Here is a 19,246-nt window from a genome sequence, read left to right as displayed (position 1 = left end):
AGAAATCTCCAGTGAATGTCAGATGGGTTGGCGTGGGCAGGGCAGCCGATGGGCTCAGGCCTTGAAGAACGCGAGCAGATCGGCGTTGATCACCGCGGGGTGGGTGGTGCACATGCCGTGCGGCAGGCCGGGATAGACCTTGAGCGAGCCCTTCTTGAGCAGCTTGACCGCGAGCAAGGCGCTGTCGGTGATCGGCACGATCTGGTCGTCGTCGCCATGTATCACGAGGGTGGGCACGGCGATCTTCTTCAGGTCTTCGGTGAAGTCGGTCTCGGAGAAGGCCTTGATGCAGTCGAAGTGGGCCTTGGCACCGCCCATCATTCCCTGGCGCCACCAATTGGCCTTGATGCCCTCGGACACCTTCGCGTCGGGGCGGTTGTAGCCATAGAAGGGGACCGGCACGTCCTGGTAGAACTGCGCGCGGTTGGCAGCCAGCTGCGCACGGAAGCCGTCGAACACCTCCATCGGCAGACCACCCGGATTGGCGGCGGACTTCAGCATGACGGGTGTCACCGAGCCGATCAGCACCGCCTTGGCAACGCGCTCGCCGTGCAGCGCAACGTAGCGTGCCACCTCGCCACCGCCGGTGGAGTGACCCACGTGAAAGGCGTTCTTCAGGTCGAGGTGGGCCGTGAGCGCCGCGACGTCGGCGGCGTAGGTGTTCATGTCGTTGCCGGTGTCCGTCTGCGACGAGCGGCCGTGGCCGCGCCGGTCATGCGCAATGACGCGATAGCCCTGGCCGAGGAAGTACAGCATCTGCGCGTCCCAGTCGTCGGCGCTCAGCGGCCAGCCATGGTGGAACACGATCGCCTGCGCGGTCCTGGGACCCCAGTCCTTGTAGAAGATCTGGGTGCCGTCCTGTGTGGTGATGGTGCTCATGGTGGTGTTTTCTTGCGGGCTTGGTTGAAGGGGAACGGTGTTGCGGGTTGCACTGGTACTGGCAGCCGCCCATGCGGCCATGGGCAGGCCGAGTGCAACGGCGGCAGCGGCGCCGCTGGCCAACAGGTGTCGGCGCGCGGGATCGGTCGGCCTGGAAAGGTTTTGCATGGGTGCTGCTTTCGGTCGGTGGAAATGCCGGGCGGAGGACGCCTCAGCTGCCGACCTTGCCCAGCAGCAACTGCGCTGCCTCGGCAGACGAACCAGGGTTCTGCCCGGTGATGAGCAGGCCGTCCGCGACCACATACGAGGACCAGTCGGCGCCCTTGGAATACAGGCCGCCCTTGGCCTTGAGCTCGTCTTCGACGAGGAAAGGCACGACGTTGGTCAGGCCCACTGCCTCTTCTTCCGTATTGGTGAAGCCGGTCACGTTCTTGCCTTCGACGAGCGGCTTGCCGTCGGCGCGCTTCACATGGCGCAGCACACCCGGCGCGTGGCACACGAGAGCCACGTACTTGCCCGCGGCGATGAACGATTCGATCAGCGCGATCGAGTGCTTGTCTTCGGCCAGGTCCCACAGCGGCCCGTGGCCGCCCGGATAGAAGACCGTGTCGAAGTCGGCCTGCGAGACGCTGTACAGGCGCACGGTGCTGGCGAGTTGCGCGGTGGCCTGGGCATCGGCTTCGAAGCGTCGCGTCAGGTCGGTCTGGAAGGACGGCTCGTTGCTCTTGGGGTCGAGGGGCGGTTGGCCGCCGTTGGGCGAGGCCAGCACGATCTCGGCGCCAGCCGCCTTGAACGCGTAGTACGGGGCGGCAAGCTCTTCGAGCCAGAAGCCGGTCTTGCGGCCGGTGTTGCCGAGTTCGTCGTGCGAGGTCAGGACCATCAGAATCTTCATGTTGCTTCTCCAGAAAAAAACATTGATAAAAAATACAATAGACCGGTCTACTAGTACCCCGGCCTGAAAAAAGCACCTCGGTTCGAAGTGCATCCAGGACCCGCCCCGTTCAGTGGGACAGGTGAAGAATTTGGCGCGTGGTTTTCAAGGCGGCCTCGAAGGGTTCTCGGTCTCGCACAATCTTGACCATCACACTGGCGCCCAGCCACAGTTGGTAAAGGCTCTGTGCGGTGTCCTCAGGCGACCCATGGATGGAGAGCGACTTTTCCGCAATGCCGACTTCCAAGGCCTTGGCCAACCTGCTGGTGATGCCGGCGGTGCCCTTCTTCAGCGCCAGGCGCATGGGTTCGGACAAGTCCGCAACCTCGGCGCCCAACTTCACGGCCAGGCATTTGCCTTGGCAGTCCATGAACGACTGCGTGTCCCGCCAGTCGGCGAAATAATTCATCACGCGCTGCGCCATGGTCTGGTCCGGCTGCGCCAGGGTCTTGTCGATTTCCGCAAGATAGTCATCGAAATAGCTGTCGAGCAAGGCCTCGCCGTACGCTTCCTTCGAGCTGAAGTAGTGATAGAACGACCCCTTCGGAACGCCGGACGACGTCAGGATCTCGTTCAGCCCGACGGCCGTGAACCCTTTCGCAGCCATCATTCGCTGACCGGCCGCGAGGATGTTGTCTCGGGTGTCGGTGGATTCGGGGGTGATCGTTTTCGCCATGACGCAATTCTAGCCGTCAAGTAGACCAGTCGTCTAGTGCTGATTGAAAAAATATTCAGTCGCCCTTTCCGCTCGCTGCACACGACTCCATCCGGCTGCTTGAAGGATCTCTATGCGGCGCAGACTCCCATTCACTCATTACCCGCCGCGACTCTTTTGGCCGTCCTGGTCGGCCGTGCCTTCACCATGCAGCCCGAAGATCAGCGAACGCAGCCACGTGATGGCCGGGTCCTTGTGAAATCGGCCATGCCAGAACAGGTTGATCGCAATCTCGGGCAGCTTGGCCGGGTGACGGATGTAGGAAAGGCCGAAAGGCCCCGCCAGCGCCTGGGCGAGCCGTTCAGGCACGGTCGCCACCAGGTCCGAGTCATGAAGGATGTGGCCCACCGCCACATAGTGCGGAACCGTGAGGACCACCTTTCGCAGCACCTTCTTGCGCCCGAGGATTTCGTCGGCATTGCCGTGTCCCGTGCCCGCCGAGATCACGACGACGTGATCGGCCGCGGAGAACTCGCTCAATGACACCGTCCTCTTGTCCAGGGGATGCCCCCGCCGGAACATGCAAACGTAGTGCTGCTTGAACAGCCGGCGCTGAAAGTACCCCGCCTTGAGCTGCGGCAACAAGCCGATCGCCAGGTCCACATGGCCTGCTTCCATCTCATCCTGCAGGTTCACGGCGGTGTTGCGAACGGTGCTGATCGACACGTGGGGCGCGACCCGCGCCACTTCCTTCATCAGCTTGGGCAGGAAGTAGATCTCGCCGATGTCTGTCATGCCCACCGTGAAGGCGCGCTTCGACGTCGTCGGATCGAAGGAGGCCTTCTGGTTGATGGCCGCGTGGATGACCTGCAATGCCGTCGCGGTGGGCCCCGCGAGTTGCTGCGCGTACGGCGTCGGCTCCATGCCGTGGGGCGTTCGCAGGAACAGCGGGTCGTCGGTGAGCTTGCGCAGTCGTGCCAGTGCGTTGCTTACACCCGGCTGCGACAGGCCGAGGCTGCTGGCCACCTTCGAGACGCGCCGGTCGACGAGCAATTGCTGGAAAACGACCAGAAGGTTGAGGTCGATGTCCTTGAGCTCCATGGCGCCTCACATTCGCAGAATCAATTTGATCTATTGCTCATATTCTATTGAGCGATGTGAGTGGAAGGGAGATCATTGCCGCACCCACAAGACGCTGCCCTCCCCTGAGGCAGCACAGGAGACACACCACATGGATGACACATCGGCCGTCTTCCCCCAGAAGATCCACTGGGAAAACCAGGGCACCAGCCGGATCCCCTTCATGGCCTACACCGAGGCCGACCAGCATCGGCAAGAGCTGGAACGCCTCTTCTATCGCAACCACTGGTGCTACGTCGGCCTCGAAGCCGAGGTTCCGCAGGTCGGGGACTTCACGCGCACGGTCGTCGGCGAGCGCTCCGTGATCATGGTGCGCGACGCCGAGGATTCCATCAGCGTCGTCGAAAACGTGTGCGCTCACCGAGGCATGCAGTTCTGCCGCGAACGCCATGGAAACCGCAAGGCGCAGGGGTTCACCTGCCCCTATCACCAATGGAACTACGCCCTCACCGGCGACCTGCAGGGGGTTCCTTTCCGGCGGGGCGTCAAGCAGGACGGCAAGGTCAACGGCGGGATGCCCGCCGACTTCAAGCCGGCCGAGCATGGCCTGAACAAACTCAAGGTCGCAACACGTGGCGGCGTTGTCTTTGCATCCTTCGACCCCGACGTCGAATCGCTCGAAGACTTCATGGGGCCGGAGATCCTGGGTTATTTCGATCGGCTGTTCAACGGCCGGAAGCTGACGATCCTCGGCTACAACCGCCAGCGCATTCCGGGCAACTGGAAGTTGATGCAGGAGAACATCAAGGACCCCTACCACCCGGGCCTGCTGCACACCTGGTTCGTCACCTTTGGCCTCTGGCGTGCGGACAACAAGTCCGAGCTTCGAATGGACCGGCACCATCGCCATGCCGCGATGATTTCAACGCGCGGCGCAAGCGGCAAGGCCGGCGAGGTCACCCAGGTCTCGAGCTTCAAGGAGAGCATGCAGCTCAACGACCCCCGCTTCCTCGACATCGTGCCGGAGCCGTGGTGGGGCGGACCGACCGCCGTGATGATGACGCTGTTCCCGAGCGTGATCTTCCAGCAGCAGGTCAACAGCGTCTCCACGCGCCACATCCAGCCGAGCGGCCCCGGCGCCTTCGATTTCGTATGGACCCACTTCGGATTCGAGGACGACACCGAAGAAATGACGCAGCGCCGGCTGCGTCAGGCCAACCTTTTCGGACCTGCCGGATTCGTGTCCGCAGACGATGGTGAAGTGATCGAGCTGTCGCAAAAGGGTTTCGAGCAGAAGCCTTTTCATCGCACGCTCGCCGAGCTTGGCGGACGCGAGGTGGGCGACACCGATCACATGGTCACCGAGACCCTGATCCGGGGCATGTACGCGTACTGGCGCAAGGTGATGGAGGCTTGACGTGGATTTCAAAGACTACTTCGAGCTGTCCCAGCTCTACGCCAGCTACGCCCAGGCCGTCAGTTCCAGCCAATGGGAACTCTGGCCCGAATTCTTCACGGAAGACTGCACCTACCGGCTGCAGCCCAGAGAAAACTACGACCGTGGCTTTCCACTGGCGACGCTCTCGTTCGAGAGCAAGGGAATGCTCAAGGACCGTGTCTACGGGATTCGAGAAACTCTGTTTCACGACCCCTACTACCAGCGCCACATCGTCGGCGCGCCGGTTGTTCTGAAAGCCGAAGCCGATCGCTTCGAGTCGGAAGCCAACTACGCGGTATTTCGCACCAAGCTTTCCGAGCTCTCGACGGTCTTCAGCGTCGGGCGCTACATCGATGTCGTCGTGCGGACCGAACAGGGGCTGAAGTTCGCTTCGCGCCAGGTCATCTACGACAGCGAAATGATCCCGAACTCCATCATCTATCCGTTGTGAGGCGACCCATGAGCGATTCCGAATTCCAATGGACCGATGCGGCACCGGTCGATGACGTACCGGCAGACGATGTCGTGGGCATGCTGGTCGACGGACGCGACATCGCCCTGTACAGCGTGGACGGCCAGATCTATGCGACCGACAACCTCTGCACCCACGGACATGCCCGCCTGTGCGACGGCTTTCTGGAGGGGCACGAGATCGAGTGCCCGCTGCACCAGGGCAAGTTCGACGTGCGCAATGGCGCACCGACCTGCGCCCCCGTGACGGAAGCCATCCGCTCCTATCCGGTGAAGATCGAAGGCGGCCGGGTGTTGCTTTCGCTGGGCTGATTCGGATGCATGGCAATGCTCGCGCACCGGGCGCAGACACACCGTTCCTCGGCGGTCCGGAGGCCCCATGAGTGATCGGACGATCGTGGTCGTGGGCGGAGGCCAGGCCGGCGGATGGGCTGCGCAGACGCTGCGCAGCGACGGCTTCGAGGGCCGGGTCGTGCTGATCGGCGATGAGCCTCACCGCCCTTACGAAAGGCCGCCGCTGTCGAAGGCGGTGCTCGCAGGCGATGCGCATGCGGACACGACCTACCTACTGAAACCGGAAGCCTTCGATGCGCTGAAGCTCGACTGGCGCCCCGGTGTCAGCGCCACGCGCATCGACAGGACCGCCAAGCAGTTGCATCTGAGCCGCGGCGAGCCGATTCGCTACGACAGCTTGATCCTGTGCACCGGGGGGCGCGCGCGCCGCTTGGCCATCCCCGGCTCCGACCTGCCTGGCGTCTTCACGCTGCGCAGCATCGGCGATGCGGGAGCGCTCGGTGCAGCGCTCGTCCCCGGAAAGCGGCTGCTGGTGGTGGGCGGAGGATGGATCGGCCTGGAGGTCGCGGCAACCGCCCGGAAGAAGGGCCTGGACGTCACGGTCGTCGAGGCCATGGGGCGGCTGTGCGAGCGCACGGTGCCTGAAGAGATTTCCGACTACCTGCTGCGGCTTCACACCGCGCATGGCGTTCAGGTCGAGCTGGGTGCGGGGATCGAGCAGCTGGCCCAAGGCCCCGGCGAAGATTTGACGGCGACCCTCGACGACGGACGAAGGCTCGCTTGCGACGTGGTTCTTTTCGGCGTCGGGTTGATCGCGAACGATGAACTCGCACGCGAAGCGGGCCTGGCATGCGAAGGCGGCGTGCGGGTCGATTCCCAGTGCCGCACCTCGGACCCGGACATCCTGGCCGCCGGCGACGTCGCGGTGTGGCACTGCGACTGGGCCGGGCGCCGCATGCGACTGGAGTCCTGGCAGAACGCCCAGGAGCAAGGGATCGCGGCCGCACGCGCCGCGCTGGGCACCGCGGTGAACCATCAGCCGCTGCCGTGGTTCTGGTCCGACCAGTACGACGTCAACCTGCAGATCTTCGGCGTGCCGACTCCTAAGCACCAGGTGGTCATGCGCGGCGACGCGGACGCCAACAGCTTCGTGCTGTTCTTCCTCGATGGGGACCAAGTCGCCGCGGCAATGGGGCCGAACGCGGCGCGCGACCTGCGTTTTGCGCGACGCCTGATCGAGCGCCGCACGCGCGTCGACGCCCAACAACTCGCCGACCTCCAGGTCCCTTTGTCCAGGCTCTGACGGTCGGCAACGGCCGAGCGGCTCTTCATCGAAGTCGTCGTGGGCTCGGGGGTATCGACACCCCCAAGCTCCTCGTGCTCGGCAGCACCGGCGACGAAGCGCAGGTGCACCCGCCGACCCTTGCACGAGCTACGCTGCCGGGCCACCGCTGGCGCCCTCGCCTGTCGCCTCAGCGATTGCGCCACGGCGCGCTTGCCCCGATGCTGCCGCATGACCTCACCCACGACACCCTTCAGCGGCACCCCCGCCCTCTGCGGCCCGCTGCGCAAGCCGCGCCAGATGCTCAACGACCAGAGCTACGACGGCCACAAATCCATCCACGACGACAGCATGGCCGAGGGCCTGGGCCTGCGCGCCGGCCCCATCGAAGGGCCGACGCATTTCAGCCAGTTCGATCCGCTGCTGTTCGACGTCTTCGGCAAGGCCTGGTTCGAGACCGGCTGCATCAGCGCGCACTACCAGAACATGGTGGTCGAGGGCGAAGAGGTGCGCGCCTTCGTGCAGCGGCCCGCGCCCGGCGAGCGCTTCGTGCGCCTGTGGGCAGAGAAGCGCGACGGCATGCCGGTGCTCACGGGCTCGGCCTCGGTGGGCGACGCCGCCGGCCTGCCGCATGAACTGGAGCAGCGCATCGCCAAGCTGCGTCCGGCAGCCGGCCTGGTCATCAACCGCGACCTGAAGGTCGGCCAGCGCGGCGCCGTGACCGAGAACGTGCGCATGGGCTTCGACCAGCACATGGGCAACTACTACCCGTTCAGCCTGGCCGACAAGCTGCAGGTCATCACCGAGCCGAGCCCTTGGTACACGCCTGAAGGCGCCACCGGCTCGCCATGGGGCCGCGCCATCATTCCTTTCGAGATGATCTCCGTGCTGCTGGGCAGCACCGTCGGCGAGGCCGGCTTCAAGGGGCGCGGGCCGGCCGTGGGGCTGTTCGCGGGGCAGCAGATCCGGCTGCTCAAGGGCCCGCTGTTCGTCGATCATCCGTACACGCTGGAGCGCGAAATCATCGCGCTGAGCGAAAGCGCGCGCACCGAGTCGTGCTGGGTGCGCACCCGCGTCTACGACGGCCAGCCCGGCGCGGCGCGCGAGCCGCTGGCCGAGATGATCCTCAACGGCGCGGTGCTGAAAGCCTCCTACGCGAACTACGAGGCCGAGGCGCGCGAGCTGGGCCTTGCTGCCTGACGGCACAGGTCAACTGCCCTGCGCAACTGCGGGCTCGCAATCGACGAGAAGCCGTGGTGCATGCGTGCATTCACTCGCTGCACGACAGGGCCGGATCTGCTGGAACACTTCCGTGACGATCTGCGCCGAGCAGCTTCCCGGCGCGGCTGAATGGGCAGCTCGTTGCTTGCTTACACCGCATGCAGGCGCGTCACCAGGCTGCTGCTGGCCTTGCGCAGCGCAGGCAGGAAGGTTTCGCGCACCTCCGCCAGTGTCATGCGCTCCGCACGCACCGCGATGCTCATCGCCGCCGTCACCTCGCCCGAGCGGTCCCGCACAGGCACGGCCATCGAGCGCACGCCGAGTTCGAGCTCGCCGTCGTTGCTGGCGTAGCCCTCCTCGCGGCAGCGCGCGATGAGCGCCAGCACCTCGCCGGCATCGGTGACCGTGCGTGCGGTCAGGCGCGGGCGCGGCATGGCGCGCACGCGCCGCGCGGCCTCCTCGGGCGGCAGGCCTGCGAGCAGCACGCGCCCCAGCGCCGCGCAATAGGCCGGCAGCCGCGAGCCGATGCCCAGCCCCGTGCTCAGGCTGCGCCGCGCGGTGGAGCGCGCGATGATGATCGCATCGTCGCCCTGCAGCATGCCGAGCGACGCCGACTCTCGCGTGCGCTCCGACAGCGCGTCGAGCAGCGGCTGCGCCAGCGAGGGCGCGGGCCGCGACGCGAGGTACGCGTGCGCCACCAGCAGCGCTTTCGGCAGCATCCAGAAGCGCTTTCCGTCGCTGTCCAGGTAGCCCAGCGTCTGCAGCGTGAGCAGCGAGCGCCGCGCCGACGCTGGCGAGCTGCGCGTGAGGCGGCCCACTTCCGACACGGTGAGGCGGCTGTGCTGACGGCCGAAGCAGGTCAGCACGTCGAGCCCCTTTTGCAGCGAGGCCACGAAATTCTTGTCGAGCGGCGCTTCCGCTCCTGGGGCAATGGTCTGATTTTTGCGCATTGCGCAAATCTAGCTTGTTGCGCACCGGCTGCAAAGTGACACTGGAATCCCCTCGACGCACGAAGAACACGGAGACAGTCAATGTTCCAGACCATCGCCCGGCGCATGCGCGCCCTGCCGGCTTGCGCCTGCCTGGTCGGCCTTGCCGCACTCGCAGGCCAGGCCTACGCACAGAACGACAACAAGATCGCACGCCTCGTCGTGCCCTTTCCGGCCGGCGGCACCGCCGACATCCTGCCGCGCGTGGTGGCCGACAAGCTGCGCGACCTGTACCCGGCCGGCGTGGTGGTCGAGAACCGCACCGGCGCCGGCGGAAACATCGGCGCGGACGTGGTGTTCCGCGCCGAGCCCGACGGCAAGACGCTGCTGGCCTCGCCGCCCGCGCCCATCGCCATCAACCAGCACCTCTACAAGAAGCTCGGCTTCGACCCGGCGCGCTGGGTGCCGGTGACGGTGCTGGCCACCGTGCCCAACGTGCTGGTGGTGAACCCGAAGCTGCCGGTGCACAACGTGGCCGAGTTCATCGCCTACCTCAAGGCGAACCCCGGCAAGGTGAGCTTCGCCTCCCAAGGCAACGGCACCACGTCGCACCTCACGGCCAGCATGTTCATGCAGCTCACGGGCACCGAGATGACGCATGTGCCGTACAAGGGCACCGCGCCCGCGCTGGTCGACCTGATCGGCGGGCAGGTGGACGTGTTCTTCGACAACATCTCCTCGTCGCTGCAGTTCGAGCGCACCGGCAAGGTCCGCATCCTCGCGGTGGCCGACGAGCAGCGTTCCAAGGCACTGCCCAACGTGCCCACCTTCGCCGAGCAGAAGCTGCCGGCCATGAACGCGGTGACGTGGTTCGCCGTGGTCGCCCCGCCGGGCACGCCGCCCGCCACCGTCGCCGCGACACAGAAGGCGATGGCCGCCGCGCTGGCGCTGCCCGACGTGAAGCAGAAGTTCGCCGAACAGGGCGCCGAGCCGCGCGGCTGGGACAGCGAGCGCACGGGCCAGTTCATCCAGGCCGAGTCGGCCAAGTGGCACAAGGTCATCCAGGCCGCCAAGGTCACCATGGAATAAGCGACCCAGCGAAGAACCCATGCACAACGACATCCAACCCCAACCCGTCCACTGGTCCGGACCCGGCCTCACACGCATCCCGTTCGCGGTGTACAGCGACGCGCAGCTCGCCGCCGACGAGCAGTCGCGCCTCTTCCGCGGCGAGGTGTGGAACTACCTTTGCCTGGAGGCCGAGCTGCCCGACGCAGGCAGCTACCGCACCACCTTCGCAGGCGAGACGCCGGTGGTGGCGGTGCGCGACGACGACGGCGAGATCTACGCCTTCGAGAACCGTTGCGCGCACCGCGGCGCGCTGATCGCGCTCGAGAAATCGGGCCGCAGCGACAACTTCCAGTGTGTGTACCACGCGTGGAGCTACAACCGCCAGGGCGACTTGACCGGCGTGGCCTTCGAGAAGGGCGTGAAGGGCCAGGGCGGCATGCCCGCGAGCTTCTGCAAGGAGGCGCACGGCCCGCGCAAGCTGCGCGTCGCGAGCTTCTGCGGTCTGGTCTTCGGCAGCTTCAGCGACGAGGTGCCGTCGATCGAGGAGTACCTCGGCGACGAGATCTGCCAGCGCATCGAACGCGTGCTGCACAAGCCGGTGGAGGTCATCGGTCGCTTCACGCAGGCGCTGCCGAACAACTGGAAGCTCTACGTCGAGAACGTCAAGGACAGCTACCACGCCAGCCTGCTGCACATGTTCTTCACCACCTTCGAGCTCAACCGCCTGTCGCAGAAAGGCGGTGTGATCGTCGACGAGAGCGGCGGCCACCATGTGAGCTATTCGATGATCGACCCGGCGGCCGAAAAGGACGCGTCGTACAGGGAGCAGGCGCTTCGCTCCGACAACGACCGCTATCGCCTGAAAGACCCGAGCGTGCTGGCCGGCTTCAAGGAATACGACGACGGCGTGACCCTGCAGATCCTGTCGGTGTTCCCCGGCTTCGTGCTGCAGCAGATCCAGAACTGCCTGGCCGTGCGCCAGGTGCTGCCCAAGGGCACGGCGCGCACCGAACTCAACTGGACCTACATCGGCTACACCGACGACACGCCCGAGCAGCGCAAGGTGCGCCTCAAGCAGTCGAACCTCGTGGGGCCTGCGGGCTTCATTTCGATGGAAGACGGCGCAGTCGGCGGCTTCGTGCAGCGCGGCATTGCCGGCGCGGCCGACCACGAGGCCGTGGTCGAGATGGGCGGCGACACGGCCGTCTCCGGTGAGGGCCGCGCCACCGAGGCCTCGGTGCGCGGTTTCTGGAAAGCCTACCGCCGGCACATGGGCGCCTGAGCCACGGAAGAAGAACGAGGACTCAACACATGATCGACCTGCTGGCGCTGTGCGCCTTCAACGCGGCCTACGCCGACGCCATCGACAGCGATGCGCTGGAGCAATGGCCCGGCTTCTTCACCGAAGACTGCCACTACCGCATCACGCACATCGAGAACGAGCGCGAGGGCCTGCCGGCCGGCATCGTCTATGCCGACTCGCGCGCCATGCTCGAAGACCGGATCGCGGCGCTGCGCGAAGCCAACATCTACGAACGCCAGCGCTACCGGCACCTGCTGGGCATGCCGCTGCTGCACAAGGCCGGGGCCGACGCCGCCGAGGCGCGCACGCCCTTCCTGGTGGCACGCATCATGGCCACGGGCCAGACCGAGGTGTTCGCCACCGGCGTCTACCAGGACCGCTTCGTGCGGCAGGACGGACAGCTGCGCCTGCAATCGCGCGTGGCCGTGTGCGACAGCACGGTGACCGACACCCTGCTTGCGCTGCCGCTGTGACCATGCACACCCGTTCACTGAGGCTGGCGCTGGCGGCCGGCGACCCCAACGGCATCGGCCCGGAGATCGCGCTGAAGGCGCTCGCCGCGCTGCCCGTCACCGAGCGCGCGCGCATCACGCTCTATGGACCCACCAGCGTGTTCGAACGCACGGCGGCGCAACTGGGCCTGGATGCGCTGTTGCGCGATGTGCGGTGCGTCGGCGCGGGCGACTTGCCCGCGAGCGCGGCGGTCCCCGGTCGCATCGATGCGGCGGCGGGCGCATCGGCGGTCGCCTCGGCCACCGCCGCGCTGCAGGCCTGCCGGCGCGGCGAGGTCGATGCCGTGGTGGCCTGCCCGCACCACGAGACCGCGATCCACCAGGCCGGCATCGCCTTCAGCGGCTACCCGTCGCTGGTCGCGCGCGTGTGCGGCGTGCCCGAGGACCGCGTGTTCCTCATGCTGGTCGGCGGCGGACTGCGCATCGTGCATGCCACGCTGCACGAAAGCGTTCGCACCGCGCTCGACCGGCTGACCCCGGCGCTCGTGGCGAGCGCGGTGCGTGCAGGCGCACAGGCCTGTGCACTGCTGGGCGTGAACGACCCTTCGATCGGCGTGTTCGGCATCAACCCGCACGCTTCGGAAGGCGGACTGTTCGGGCCGGAAGACGCGGCCATCGTCGTGCCGGCCGTGCAGGCGCTTCGCGCCGAGGGCCTGCGCGTGAGCGGCCCCGCCGGCGCCGACATGCTGCTGGCACAACATGGGCACGGCGGCCACGACCTCTACGTCGCGATGCTGCACGACCAGGGTCATATTCCCGTCAAGCTGCTGGCGCCCCAGGCCGCCAGCGCACTCAGCATCGGCGCCGATGCGCTGCTGTCGAGCGTCGGACACGGCAGCGCCATGGACATCGCAGGGAAGGGCATCGCCGACCCGCAGGCCGTGCTGCGCACGATCGCACTGCTGTCGGGGGGGCGGTCATGAGCCATCGCATCGCGATTGCGGGCAGCGACATCGCCTTCGAATGCGCCGGCGACGAGAGCGTGCTCGACGCGGCCGCACGCGCCGGCATCGAGCTGCCGTACTCGTGCCGCAAGGGCGTCTGCGGCAACTGCGCCGGCTCGGTGGTTCGGGGCGAGGTGGATGCCGTCGGCCACGGCGCCATCGTCAACGAGACCTGCCTGCCCGGCCAGGTGCTGTTCTGCATGTGCGCGCCGCGCGGCGACATCGAGATCGCACCGCTGGCGGTGCGCCGCGTCGACCCCGCCGCACGCAAGCGCTTCAGGGCGAAGGTATTCCGCAACGACCTGGCCGCGCCCGACGTGTCGGTGCTGCAACTTCGCCTGCCCGCGGGCCAGCGCGCCAAGTTCAGGGCCGGGCAGTACCTGCAGCTCACGCTGCCCGACGGCAGCACGCGCAGCTACTCCATGGCCAACGCGCCGCACGAGAGCGACGCCGTCACGCTGCATGTGCGGCACGTGCCGGGAGGCGCCTTCAGCGCGCGCGTGCCCCGGCTCGCGGCCGGCGAGCTGCTGGACATCGAGCTGCCGTTCGGCGCGTTCTCGCTGCAGGAGGAGCAGACGCGGCCGGTGGTGTTCGTGGCGGGCGGCACCGGTTTCGCGCCGGTGAAGTCCATCCTCGACGACATGCTCAAGCGCCGCATCGACCGGCCCGTCACCCTGATCTGGGCGGCGCGGCAGGCCGACGGCATCTACCTGCGGCCCGCGGTCGCGCGCTGGCAGAAGCAATGGCCGCGGATGCGCTTCATCTCGGCGCTGAGCGCCGACGGCGCAGCCGGCACCGACGACTTTGCAGGCCGCGCCGACGAAGCCCTGCTGGCCGCATGCCCCGACCTGCGCGGGCACGAGCTGTACTGCTGCGGATCGCCAGCCATGGTGAATGCCGTGCGGGACGCAGCGCTGCGGCATCGCGGGCTCGAAGCGCGCGACTTCCATTCCGACGTGTTCGTCGAAGGACCCGCGCACACCGCCTGAAGACAGGCATCGCGGGCCTATGGGTGTTCCTTCTCGACGAGAAAATCGATCAGGGTGCGCACGGCCTGCGTCTGGTAGCGGCTCGGAACGTAGAGCAGGAATTTCCGCGTCGACAAGAAGTCGAGGTCGCCCTCCTTCAGCGCCAGGCGTTGCATCTCTCCTCTTTCGATGGGCGCCTGCACCATGTAGTCGGGCACCAGCCCGACGCCCAGCCCTTGCACGACCGCATCGCAGAGAAAGTGAAAGTTGGCGGAAATCAGCCGGGGCCGTGTCCGCAATGACCGGTGCCCGCCCGCCTGCACCCCCGCCATGCTCAGGCGCTCGCCGGTTTGCGGCGAGGTGATCAGCGGCAGCTGCTTCAGCGCTTCCAGGCTCGTCGGCATTCCGTGCCGCGCGATGAACGACGCGGTCGCGCAGGCCACGTAGCGCACGCGCCCCAGTTCTCTGGCAACCAGGTGCGCCGGCGGCTCGGCCATGACGCGCACCGCGAAATCGACCGAGCCCTTCACCAGCTCCTCGATGTCGTTGTCGAAGATCACGTGCAGCGTGATCTCCGGATGCCGCTCCATGAACTCCGCCAGCCAGCCCGACATGCGCAACTGACCGTAGCCGCTGGGCACGCTGAGCCGAATCATTCCCTGCAAGCCCTTGCCGAGGCTGCTCACGGCTTCGGCCGCGGCCTTCACCTCGTGACGCACGGCGCGACCGTGCGCGTAGAGCTTCATGCCCAGCTCGGTGGGCTCCAGCTGGCGCGTGGTGCGCCTCAGCAGCTGCGCGCCGAGTTCACGCTCGAAGCGGTTGATCCGCTGGCTCACGTTGGCCCGGCTCATGCCGAGCATGGCCGCCGCCTTGCTCAGGTTGCCCGCCTCGATGATGTCGACCAGCAGGCCCAGGGCTTGAACATCCATTGTCAATTCCAGATTTACACAAACGTCATAAATGTCGCACGATTGTCAATTCCCTCCTGCGGACGAATAATCGCGCATCCCCGGCCCCCGTCCGAACGCATCGCAAGCTCTTCTTGCGACCGCTGTCCTTCTTCGCTCGTCTTTCGCCCGTTCGCTCGCCCCCATGCCCCAAGCCACCCCTGTCCAGCCCCTGGCTGGCCTTCGTGTTCTCGACCTGTCCCGCGTGCTCGCGGGCCCGATGTGCGCCATGGCGCTGGCCGACCTGGGCGCTGACGTCATCAAGGTCGAGCACCCCAGCCGCGGCGACGACACGCGCGACTGGGGCGTGCGCGTGGGCGCGAAGAACACCTCGTACTTCAACAGCGCGAACCGCAACAAGCGATCCGTCACCATCGACCTGCAGTCCCCCGCCGGGGTGCAGATCGCGCGCCAACTCGCCGAGAAATCGGACGTGGTCATCGAGAACTTCAAGGTCGGCGGCGCCGACAAGCTGGGCCTGGGCTACCGGCAGCTGAGCGCATCGAACCCCCGCCTGGTCTATTGCTCCATCTCCGGCTATGCGCGAAGCACGTCGGAGGCGCAGCGCCCCGGCTACGACCTGCTGGTGCAGGGCGAGGCCGGCATCATGGCCATGAACGGCGAGGCGGGCCAGGGCCCGCTGAAGTTCGGCGTGGCGGCCGTCGACATGTTCACCGGCATGTACGCGGGCCAGGCCATCCTCGCCGCGCTGTACGAGCGCCACACCACCGGACGCGGGCGCCATGTGCAGATGGCGTTGTACGACTGCGGCCTGATGATCACCTCGTACTACGGCATGGAGGCCCTGCTGAAGGCCGGCGATCCGCCCAAGTTCGGCAACGCGCATCCTTCGATCGTTCCCTACGGCGTCTTCGATGCCGCGGACGGCCCGGTGGTCATCACCGTGGGCAACAACGGCCAGTTCGTGCGCTTCTGCCAGCAGGTCGTCGGCCACCCCGAATGGGCCGCCGACCCGCGCTTCGCCACCAACACCGACCGCTCGGCCAACCGCGAGATCCTTCTGCCCCTGGTGCGGGAAGCCTTGCGCGGGTTCAGCCGCCACGACCTGCTGGCCAGACTCACCGAAGCCGGCATCCCCTGCGGCGAAGTGCTCGGCATGTACGAGGCGCTGACATCGCAGCGGACCAGCCAGGCCAAGCTGCTGCACCACTTCGACGATTCGCAGGCAGGGCAGCAAACCGTGCTGGCGCCCCCCTACGTGATGGACGGCGAGCGCACGCCGGTGCGCCGGCCTCCTCCGCACCTGGGGGAGCACACGGACGAGGTACTGCGCGAGGTGCTGGCCATGGACGAGCAGGCCATCGCCGCGGCACGGGCGCAGCAGGCGATCTGAATCGCCGACGAAAAACGAATTCATCCTTCAACGAGTCAGACATGAACCAAGCTCACATCACTCGCCGGCATCTGCTGGCCACAGGCGCCGCCGGCGCACTCTCCACGCTCGGCCTGCCGGCCTTCGCCGCCGACGCCGCATGGCCGGCCAAGATCGTCAAGATGGTCGTGGCCTTCCCCGCCGGCGGCCCGACCGACACCGCCGCGCGCATCACGTCGCAGAAGCTCGGCGAACGCCTGGGCACGTCGATCATGGTCGACAACCGCCCGGGTGCGTCCGGCTCCATCGGCACCGCCCAGTTCATCAAGTCGCCGGCCGACGGCAACACGCTGTCGATGTTCGGCATGCCGGCGCTGCTGGCCCCGCTGCTGTACAAGAACGGCGCCTACGACGTGGAGAAAGACTTCATGTGCGTCGCCACCGTGTACGACCTGCCCATGGCCATCGTCGTCAACCCGACGCTGATGCCAGGCGTCGATTCACTGCAAAGCCTCATCGCCCATGCCAAGGCCGCGAAGACGCCGCTGAACTACACCAGTTCGGGTGCGGGCAGCTTCGGCCACCTGGCCATGGAGCAGCTGAAGGACCTGGGCGGTTTCGACATGCAGCACGTGCCCTACCGCGGCAGCGCGCCGGCGGTGACCGACCTGCTGGGCGGCCAGCTCGGCGTGATGTTCGCGGACGTGGTGGCCGCCCTGCCGCACATCAAGTCCGGCAAGCTGCGCGCCATTGCCGTCAGCTCGCCGCGCGGCAACGTGCTGCTGCCGGGCGTGAAGACGGTGTCGGCCCAGGGCTTCCCCAAGTTCGACTTCGATTCGTGGGGCGGTCTCATCGCACCGCTGGGCACGCCCGCCGCCGTGGTGGCCCGCATCAACAAGGAGCTCGCCGACATTCTTGCCAAGGACAAGGACGTGCAGGACAAGCTGGTCCACGCCGGCGCCATTGCCGGGTACCAGCCCGCCGAGGCCATGCGCAAGCGGCTGTCCGCGGACGCCGCGCGCTGGACCAAAGTCGCGAAGGACAAGAACATCAGCGCTGTTTGAGCATGAGCGGCGCGCACGTCGGCGCGCGCCGTGAAAATGCAGGCATGCTTTCCCCTCCTCCCAGCAATTCCGAGCGAGTGCAGTCCATGGCGGCGAGCCTTGGCTGCACCGTCGGCGTCTACGCGCCGCCCTCCGGTGCCGCGCACCCCGCACTCCTGGGCAGTGCCGCCAGCTTCTCGGCAACGCTGGTCGAATTCGGCGCCCGCTTCGATCCGCAAGAAAAGATCTATCTTTTTTCGAACTGGCCCACGCTGGAGGCCGCGTTGCGGCACGTGCTGGACCAGCGGCAAGCGGCTCGCTGACCGGGCTGCTGCCTGGCGCCCACCAGCACGCGGCGCTTTCTCCCGCGCATCGGGCGGCTCGCCTACGGCAGGGCCCCGCGTTCCGGCATACAACTGCGGCGAATACCGATGGCGCGCCGCATGTCCGAGGCGCAGAGTCAGAGCCTGACTCAAGAGGTCGTGCGCCATGAGCATGGCGAATCCAGGAGAGTTTCGTGCCCAACCCGCAAGTCCACGCCGGACTGTTGCTGCTCATTTCGAGAGGCGCGCTCCCGGCCTTGCTGTTGGCCGCTGGTTTGACTTCGCAGCCATGCCGTGCCGATCCGGGCCGCGATGGCATCGACGCGGCACTGCAGCGCGAGGCCGACTACCGCGTGATTGCGGCCCGATGCGGCACCCCGGCCTTCGAAAAGCAGTTCTTCAAGCAGTCGAAGGCGGCTGTCGCCGGCGGGCTCGTAGAGGGTCTCCAGGACGCCGGGGCGGCAGAAAAGCAAATAGAGGCGCGGCGGCGCAACCCCTTGCAGCTCGTCGCCACGAGTGCCGATTGCAGCGAAAGACTGGCTTTTCTGAAGACGGTGCAGCAACAACGCGCCAAGGAAGTGCGCACCGGCCGCCGATAGGCCACGCGCCCTGGCGGCCGAGCAGCCCGACATCGGAGGAGCAGCAGTTCGCTCCAGGCCCTTGGATTCGTCGCCGCCACGGGCCATGTGACCCGACAGGACGTGGCCCTCGCCTACAGGCAGTGCGCCGGCGTTCCCCTACAACCGGTTGCATGAAAGACCGGCGCCACCTCATCGAACTCATTCAAGGCTTGTCGAAGCAGGAGGGCACGCAGCAGCCCACGCCCGAAGAATGGCTGCGTGAACAGGACGAAAAATCGCGGAACATCACACCGCCCGTCGCGGACACCGCCACAGCACGCGCCCCCGTGGATGCTGGCGAGGGCTCCGAAGACAATCCTGAGCTCTAGCAAGGCATTTCACCCGCACCCCATGCTCAAAATCCACCACCTCGGCCACTCCCAATCCGAACGCGTCGTCTGGCTCTGCGAAGAGTTGGACATTCCGTACGAGCTTCGGCACTACACACGCGATCCAGTGACCGTGCTCTCGCCGCCCGAGTTCAAGGCGCTGCATCCGCTGGGCGCGGCGCCGGTGATCGAAGACGGCGACGTGCTGCTGGCCGAGTCGGCCGCCATCGTCGAGTACATCATCGTCAAGCATGGAGGCGGCCGCCTCAAGCCCGGGCCGGAACATCCGGACTACGCCGCCTTTCTCTACTGGTTCCATTTTTCCAACGGCAACCTGCAACCGGCCATCGGTCGCCTCATGATGATGAGCCGGGCGAAGCTTGCCACGGACCATCCGGTGCTGGTGTCGGTGCAGGGCAGGCTCGACCGGGTGCTGGCGCTCGTGGAGGCACGGCTGGGCGAAGCCACCTGGCTCGCGGGCAGCGAGTTCACCGCGGCCGACATCATGAGCGTGTTCTCGTTCACCACGATGCGGCTGTTCCAGCCGATCGACCTGTCGCCTTATCCGAACATCCGCGCCTACCTGCAGCGCATCGGCGAGCGGCCGGCGTACCGCCGTGCGATGGCCAAGGGGGACCCGGACCTGGTGCCGATGCTGGACTGACGCGGCGGG

Annotated in this window: 22 protein-coding genes; 16 read left to right on the top strand and 6 right to left on the bottom strand. The window is 66.7% G+C overall.

The window, feature by feature from the left end; all coding sequences use genetic code 11:
* Positions 1–54: 54 nt before the first annotated feature.
* The 4 genes from AC0IYU_RS29750 to AC0IYU_RS29735 all read right to left on the bottom strand — a co-directional run bounded on the left by AC0IYU_RS29750 (position 55) and on the right by AC0IYU_RS29735 (position 3,566).
* On the bottom strand, positions 55–879 hold the full coding sequence (locus tag AC0IYU_RS29750; protein WP_472124657.1) for an alpha/beta fold hydrolase: 825 nt from the start codon (positions 877–879) through the stop codon (positions 55–57).
* A gap of 211 nt (positions 880–1,090) precedes the next feature.
* Entirely contained in the window at positions 1,091–1,771 is a 681-nt protein-coding gene (locus AC0IYU_RS29745; RefSeq protein WP_472124656.1) for a type 1 glutamine amidotransferase domain-containing protein, read from the bottom strand.
* A 109-nt stretch (positions 1,772–1,880) separates the two neighbouring features.
* The gene (locus tag AC0IYU_RS29740; RefSeq protein WP_472124653.1) at positions 1,881–2,486 is read right to left on the bottom strand and encodes a TetR/AcrR family transcriptional regulator; all 606 of its coding nucleotides are present in this window, start codon (positions 2,484–2,486) and stop codon (positions 1,881–1,883) included.
* Positions 2,487–2,624: 138 nt separating this feature from the next.
* Complete coding sequence (locus tag AC0IYU_RS29735) at positions 2,625–3,566, bottom strand: LysR family transcriptional regulator (RefSeq protein WP_472124651.1); 942 nt, start codon at positions 3,564–3,566, stop codon at positions 2,625–2,627.
* Positions 3,567–3,696: 130 nt separating this feature from the next.
* Between AC0IYU_RS29735 and AC0IYU_RS29730 the strand changes: the two genes are divergently transcribed.
* The 5 genes from AC0IYU_RS29730 to AC0IYU_RS29710 all read left to right on the top strand — a co-directional run bounded on the left by AC0IYU_RS29730 (position 3,697) and on the right by AC0IYU_RS29710 (position 8,230).
* Positions 3,697–4,962 (top strand): aromatic ring-hydroxylating dioxygenase subunit alpha, encoded by a 1,266-nt coding sequence (locus AC0IYU_RS29730; protein WP_472124648.1) that lies wholly within the window; start codon positions 3,697–3,699, stop codon positions 4,960–4,962.
* A 1-nt stretch (position 4,963) separates the two neighbouring features.
* Entirely contained in the window at positions 4,964–5,434 is a 471-nt protein-coding gene (locus tag AC0IYU_RS29725; RefSeq protein WP_472124646.1) for an aromatic-ring-hydroxylating dioxygenase subunit beta, read from the top strand.
* Between the two features lie 8 nt (positions 5,435–5,442).
* Positions 5,443–5,766 carry a non-heme iron oxygenase ferredoxin subunit gene (locus tag AC0IYU_RS29720; protein WP_472124644.1) on the top strand — a complete coding sequence of 108 codons (324 nt, stop codon included), beginning with the start codon at positions 5,443–5,445 and terminating at the stop codon, positions 5,764–5,766.
* A gap of 67 nt (positions 5,767–5,833) precedes the next feature.
* On the top strand, positions 5,834–7,051 hold the full coding sequence (locus tag AC0IYU_RS29715) for an NAD(P)/FAD-dependent oxidoreductase (protein WP_472124642.1): 1,218 nt from the start codon (positions 5,834–5,836) through the stop codon (positions 7,049–7,051).
* A 210-nt stretch (positions 7,052–7,261) separates the two neighbouring features.
* On the top strand, positions 7,262–8,230 hold the full coding sequence (locus tag AC0IYU_RS29710) for a hypothetical protein (protein ID WP_472124639.1): 969 nt from the start codon (positions 7,262–7,264) through the stop codon (positions 8,228–8,230).
* Between the two features lie 170 nt (positions 8,231–8,400).
* Here AC0IYU_RS29710 and AC0IYU_RS29705 read toward each other — a convergent pair whose 3' ends face one another.
* Positions 8,401–9,201 (bottom strand): IclR family transcriptional regulator domain-containing protein, encoded by an 801-nt coding sequence (locus tag AC0IYU_RS29705; RefSeq protein ID WP_472124638.1) that lies wholly within the window; start codon positions 9,199–9,201, stop codon positions 8,401–8,403.
* A gap of 81 nt (positions 9,202–9,282) precedes the next feature.
* On the opposite strand from AC0IYU_RS29705, the gene AC0IYU_RS29700 reads away from it, so the two are divergent.
* Genes AC0IYU_RS29700 through AC0IYU_RS29680 form a run of 5 tightly spaced genes read left to right on the top strand, consistent with a single transcriptional unit; the run spans position 9,283 to position 13,999 of the window.
* On the top strand, positions 9,283–10,269 hold the full coding sequence (locus tag AC0IYU_RS29700; RefSeq protein WP_472124635.1) for a Bug family tripartite tricarboxylate transporter substrate binding protein: 987 nt from the start codon (positions 9,283–9,285) through the stop codon (positions 10,267–10,269).
* Between the two features lie 19 nt (positions 10,270–10,288).
* Complete coding sequence (locus AC0IYU_RS29695) at positions 10,289–11,533, top strand: Rieske 2Fe-2S domain-containing protein (RefSeq protein WP_472124632.1); 1,245 nt, start codon at positions 10,289–10,291, stop codon at positions 11,531–11,533.
* Positions 11,534–11,562: 29 nt separating this feature from the next.
* On the top strand, positions 11,563–12,027 hold the full coding sequence (locus AC0IYU_RS29690) for an aromatic-ring-hydroxylating dioxygenase subunit beta (RefSeq protein WP_472124629.1): 465 nt from the start codon (positions 11,563–11,565) through the stop codon (positions 12,025–12,027).
* Positions 12,028–12,029: 2 nt separating this feature from the next.
* Positions 12,030–12,989: a PdxA family dehydrogenase gene (locus AC0IYU_RS29685; protein ID WP_472124626.1), complete on the top strand. Its 960-nt coding sequence runs from the start codon at positions 12,030–12,032 to the stop codon at positions 12,987–12,989.
* Entirely contained in the window at positions 12,986–13,999 is a 1,014-nt protein-coding gene (locus AC0IYU_RS29680) for a 2Fe-2S iron-sulfur cluster-binding protein (RefSeq protein ID WP_472124623.1), read from the top strand. Before AC0IYU_RS29685 ends, AC0IYU_RS29680 begins: the two co-directional genes overlap by 4 nt.
* Before the next feature lie 17 nt (positions 14,000–14,016).
* On the opposite strand, the gene AC0IYU_RS29675 is transcribed toward AC0IYU_RS29680, so the two are convergent.
* Positions 14,017–14,907, bottom strand: coding sequence for a LysR family transcriptional regulator (locus AC0IYU_RS29675; protein ID WP_472124621.1), 891 nt, complete (start codon positions 14,905–14,907; stop codon positions 14,017–14,019).
* Positions 14,908–15,070: 163 nt separating this feature from the next.
* Here AC0IYU_RS29675 and AC0IYU_RS29670 point away from each other — a divergent pair, with 163 nt between their 5' ends.
* The 6 genes from AC0IYU_RS29670 (at position 15,071) to AC0IYU_RS29645 (ending at position 19,237) form a co-directional block, all read left to right on the top strand.
* A complete protein-coding gene (locus tag AC0IYU_RS29670; protein WP_472124618.1) occupies positions 15,071–16,279 on the top strand; it encodes a CaiB/BaiF CoA transferase family protein in 1,209 nt (402 codons plus the stop codon).
* 41 nt (positions 16,280–16,320) lie between these two features.
* Positions 16,321–17,322, top strand: coding sequence for a Bug family tripartite tricarboxylate transporter substrate binding protein (locus AC0IYU_RS29665; protein ID WP_472124615.1), 1,002 nt, complete (start codon positions 16,321–16,323; stop codon positions 17,320–17,322).
* A gap of 2 nt (positions 17,323–17,324) precedes the next feature.
* Positions 17,325–17,624, top strand: coding sequence for a hypothetical protein (locus AC0IYU_RS29660; protein ID WP_472124612.1), 300 nt, complete (start codon positions 17,325–17,327; stop codon positions 17,622–17,624).
* Between the two features lie 194 nt (positions 17,625–17,818).
* A complete protein-coding gene (locus AC0IYU_RS29655; protein WP_472124609.1) occupies positions 17,819–18,223 on the top strand; it encodes a hypothetical protein in 405 nt (134 codons plus the stop codon).
* A 152-nt stretch (positions 18,224–18,375) separates the two neighbouring features.
* A complete protein-coding gene (locus tag AC0IYU_RS29650) occupies positions 18,376–18,573 on the top strand; it encodes a hypothetical protein (protein WP_472124606.1) in 198 nt (65 codons plus the stop codon).
* Positions 18,574–18,595: 22 nt separating this feature from the next.
* The gene (locus tag AC0IYU_RS29645; protein ID WP_472124603.1) at positions 18,596–19,237 is read left to right on the top strand and encodes a glutathione S-transferase family protein; all 642 of its coding nucleotides are present in this window, start codon (positions 18,596–18,598) and stop codon (positions 19,235–19,237) included.
* The last annotated feature ends 9 nt before the right edge of the window (positions 19,238–19,246 follow it).

This window comes from Variovorax sp. AC103 (assembly GCF_979254005.1).
Note: the sequence above shows the minus strand (reverse complement) of the source record. Positions and strands in the feature narration are given on the sequence as shown.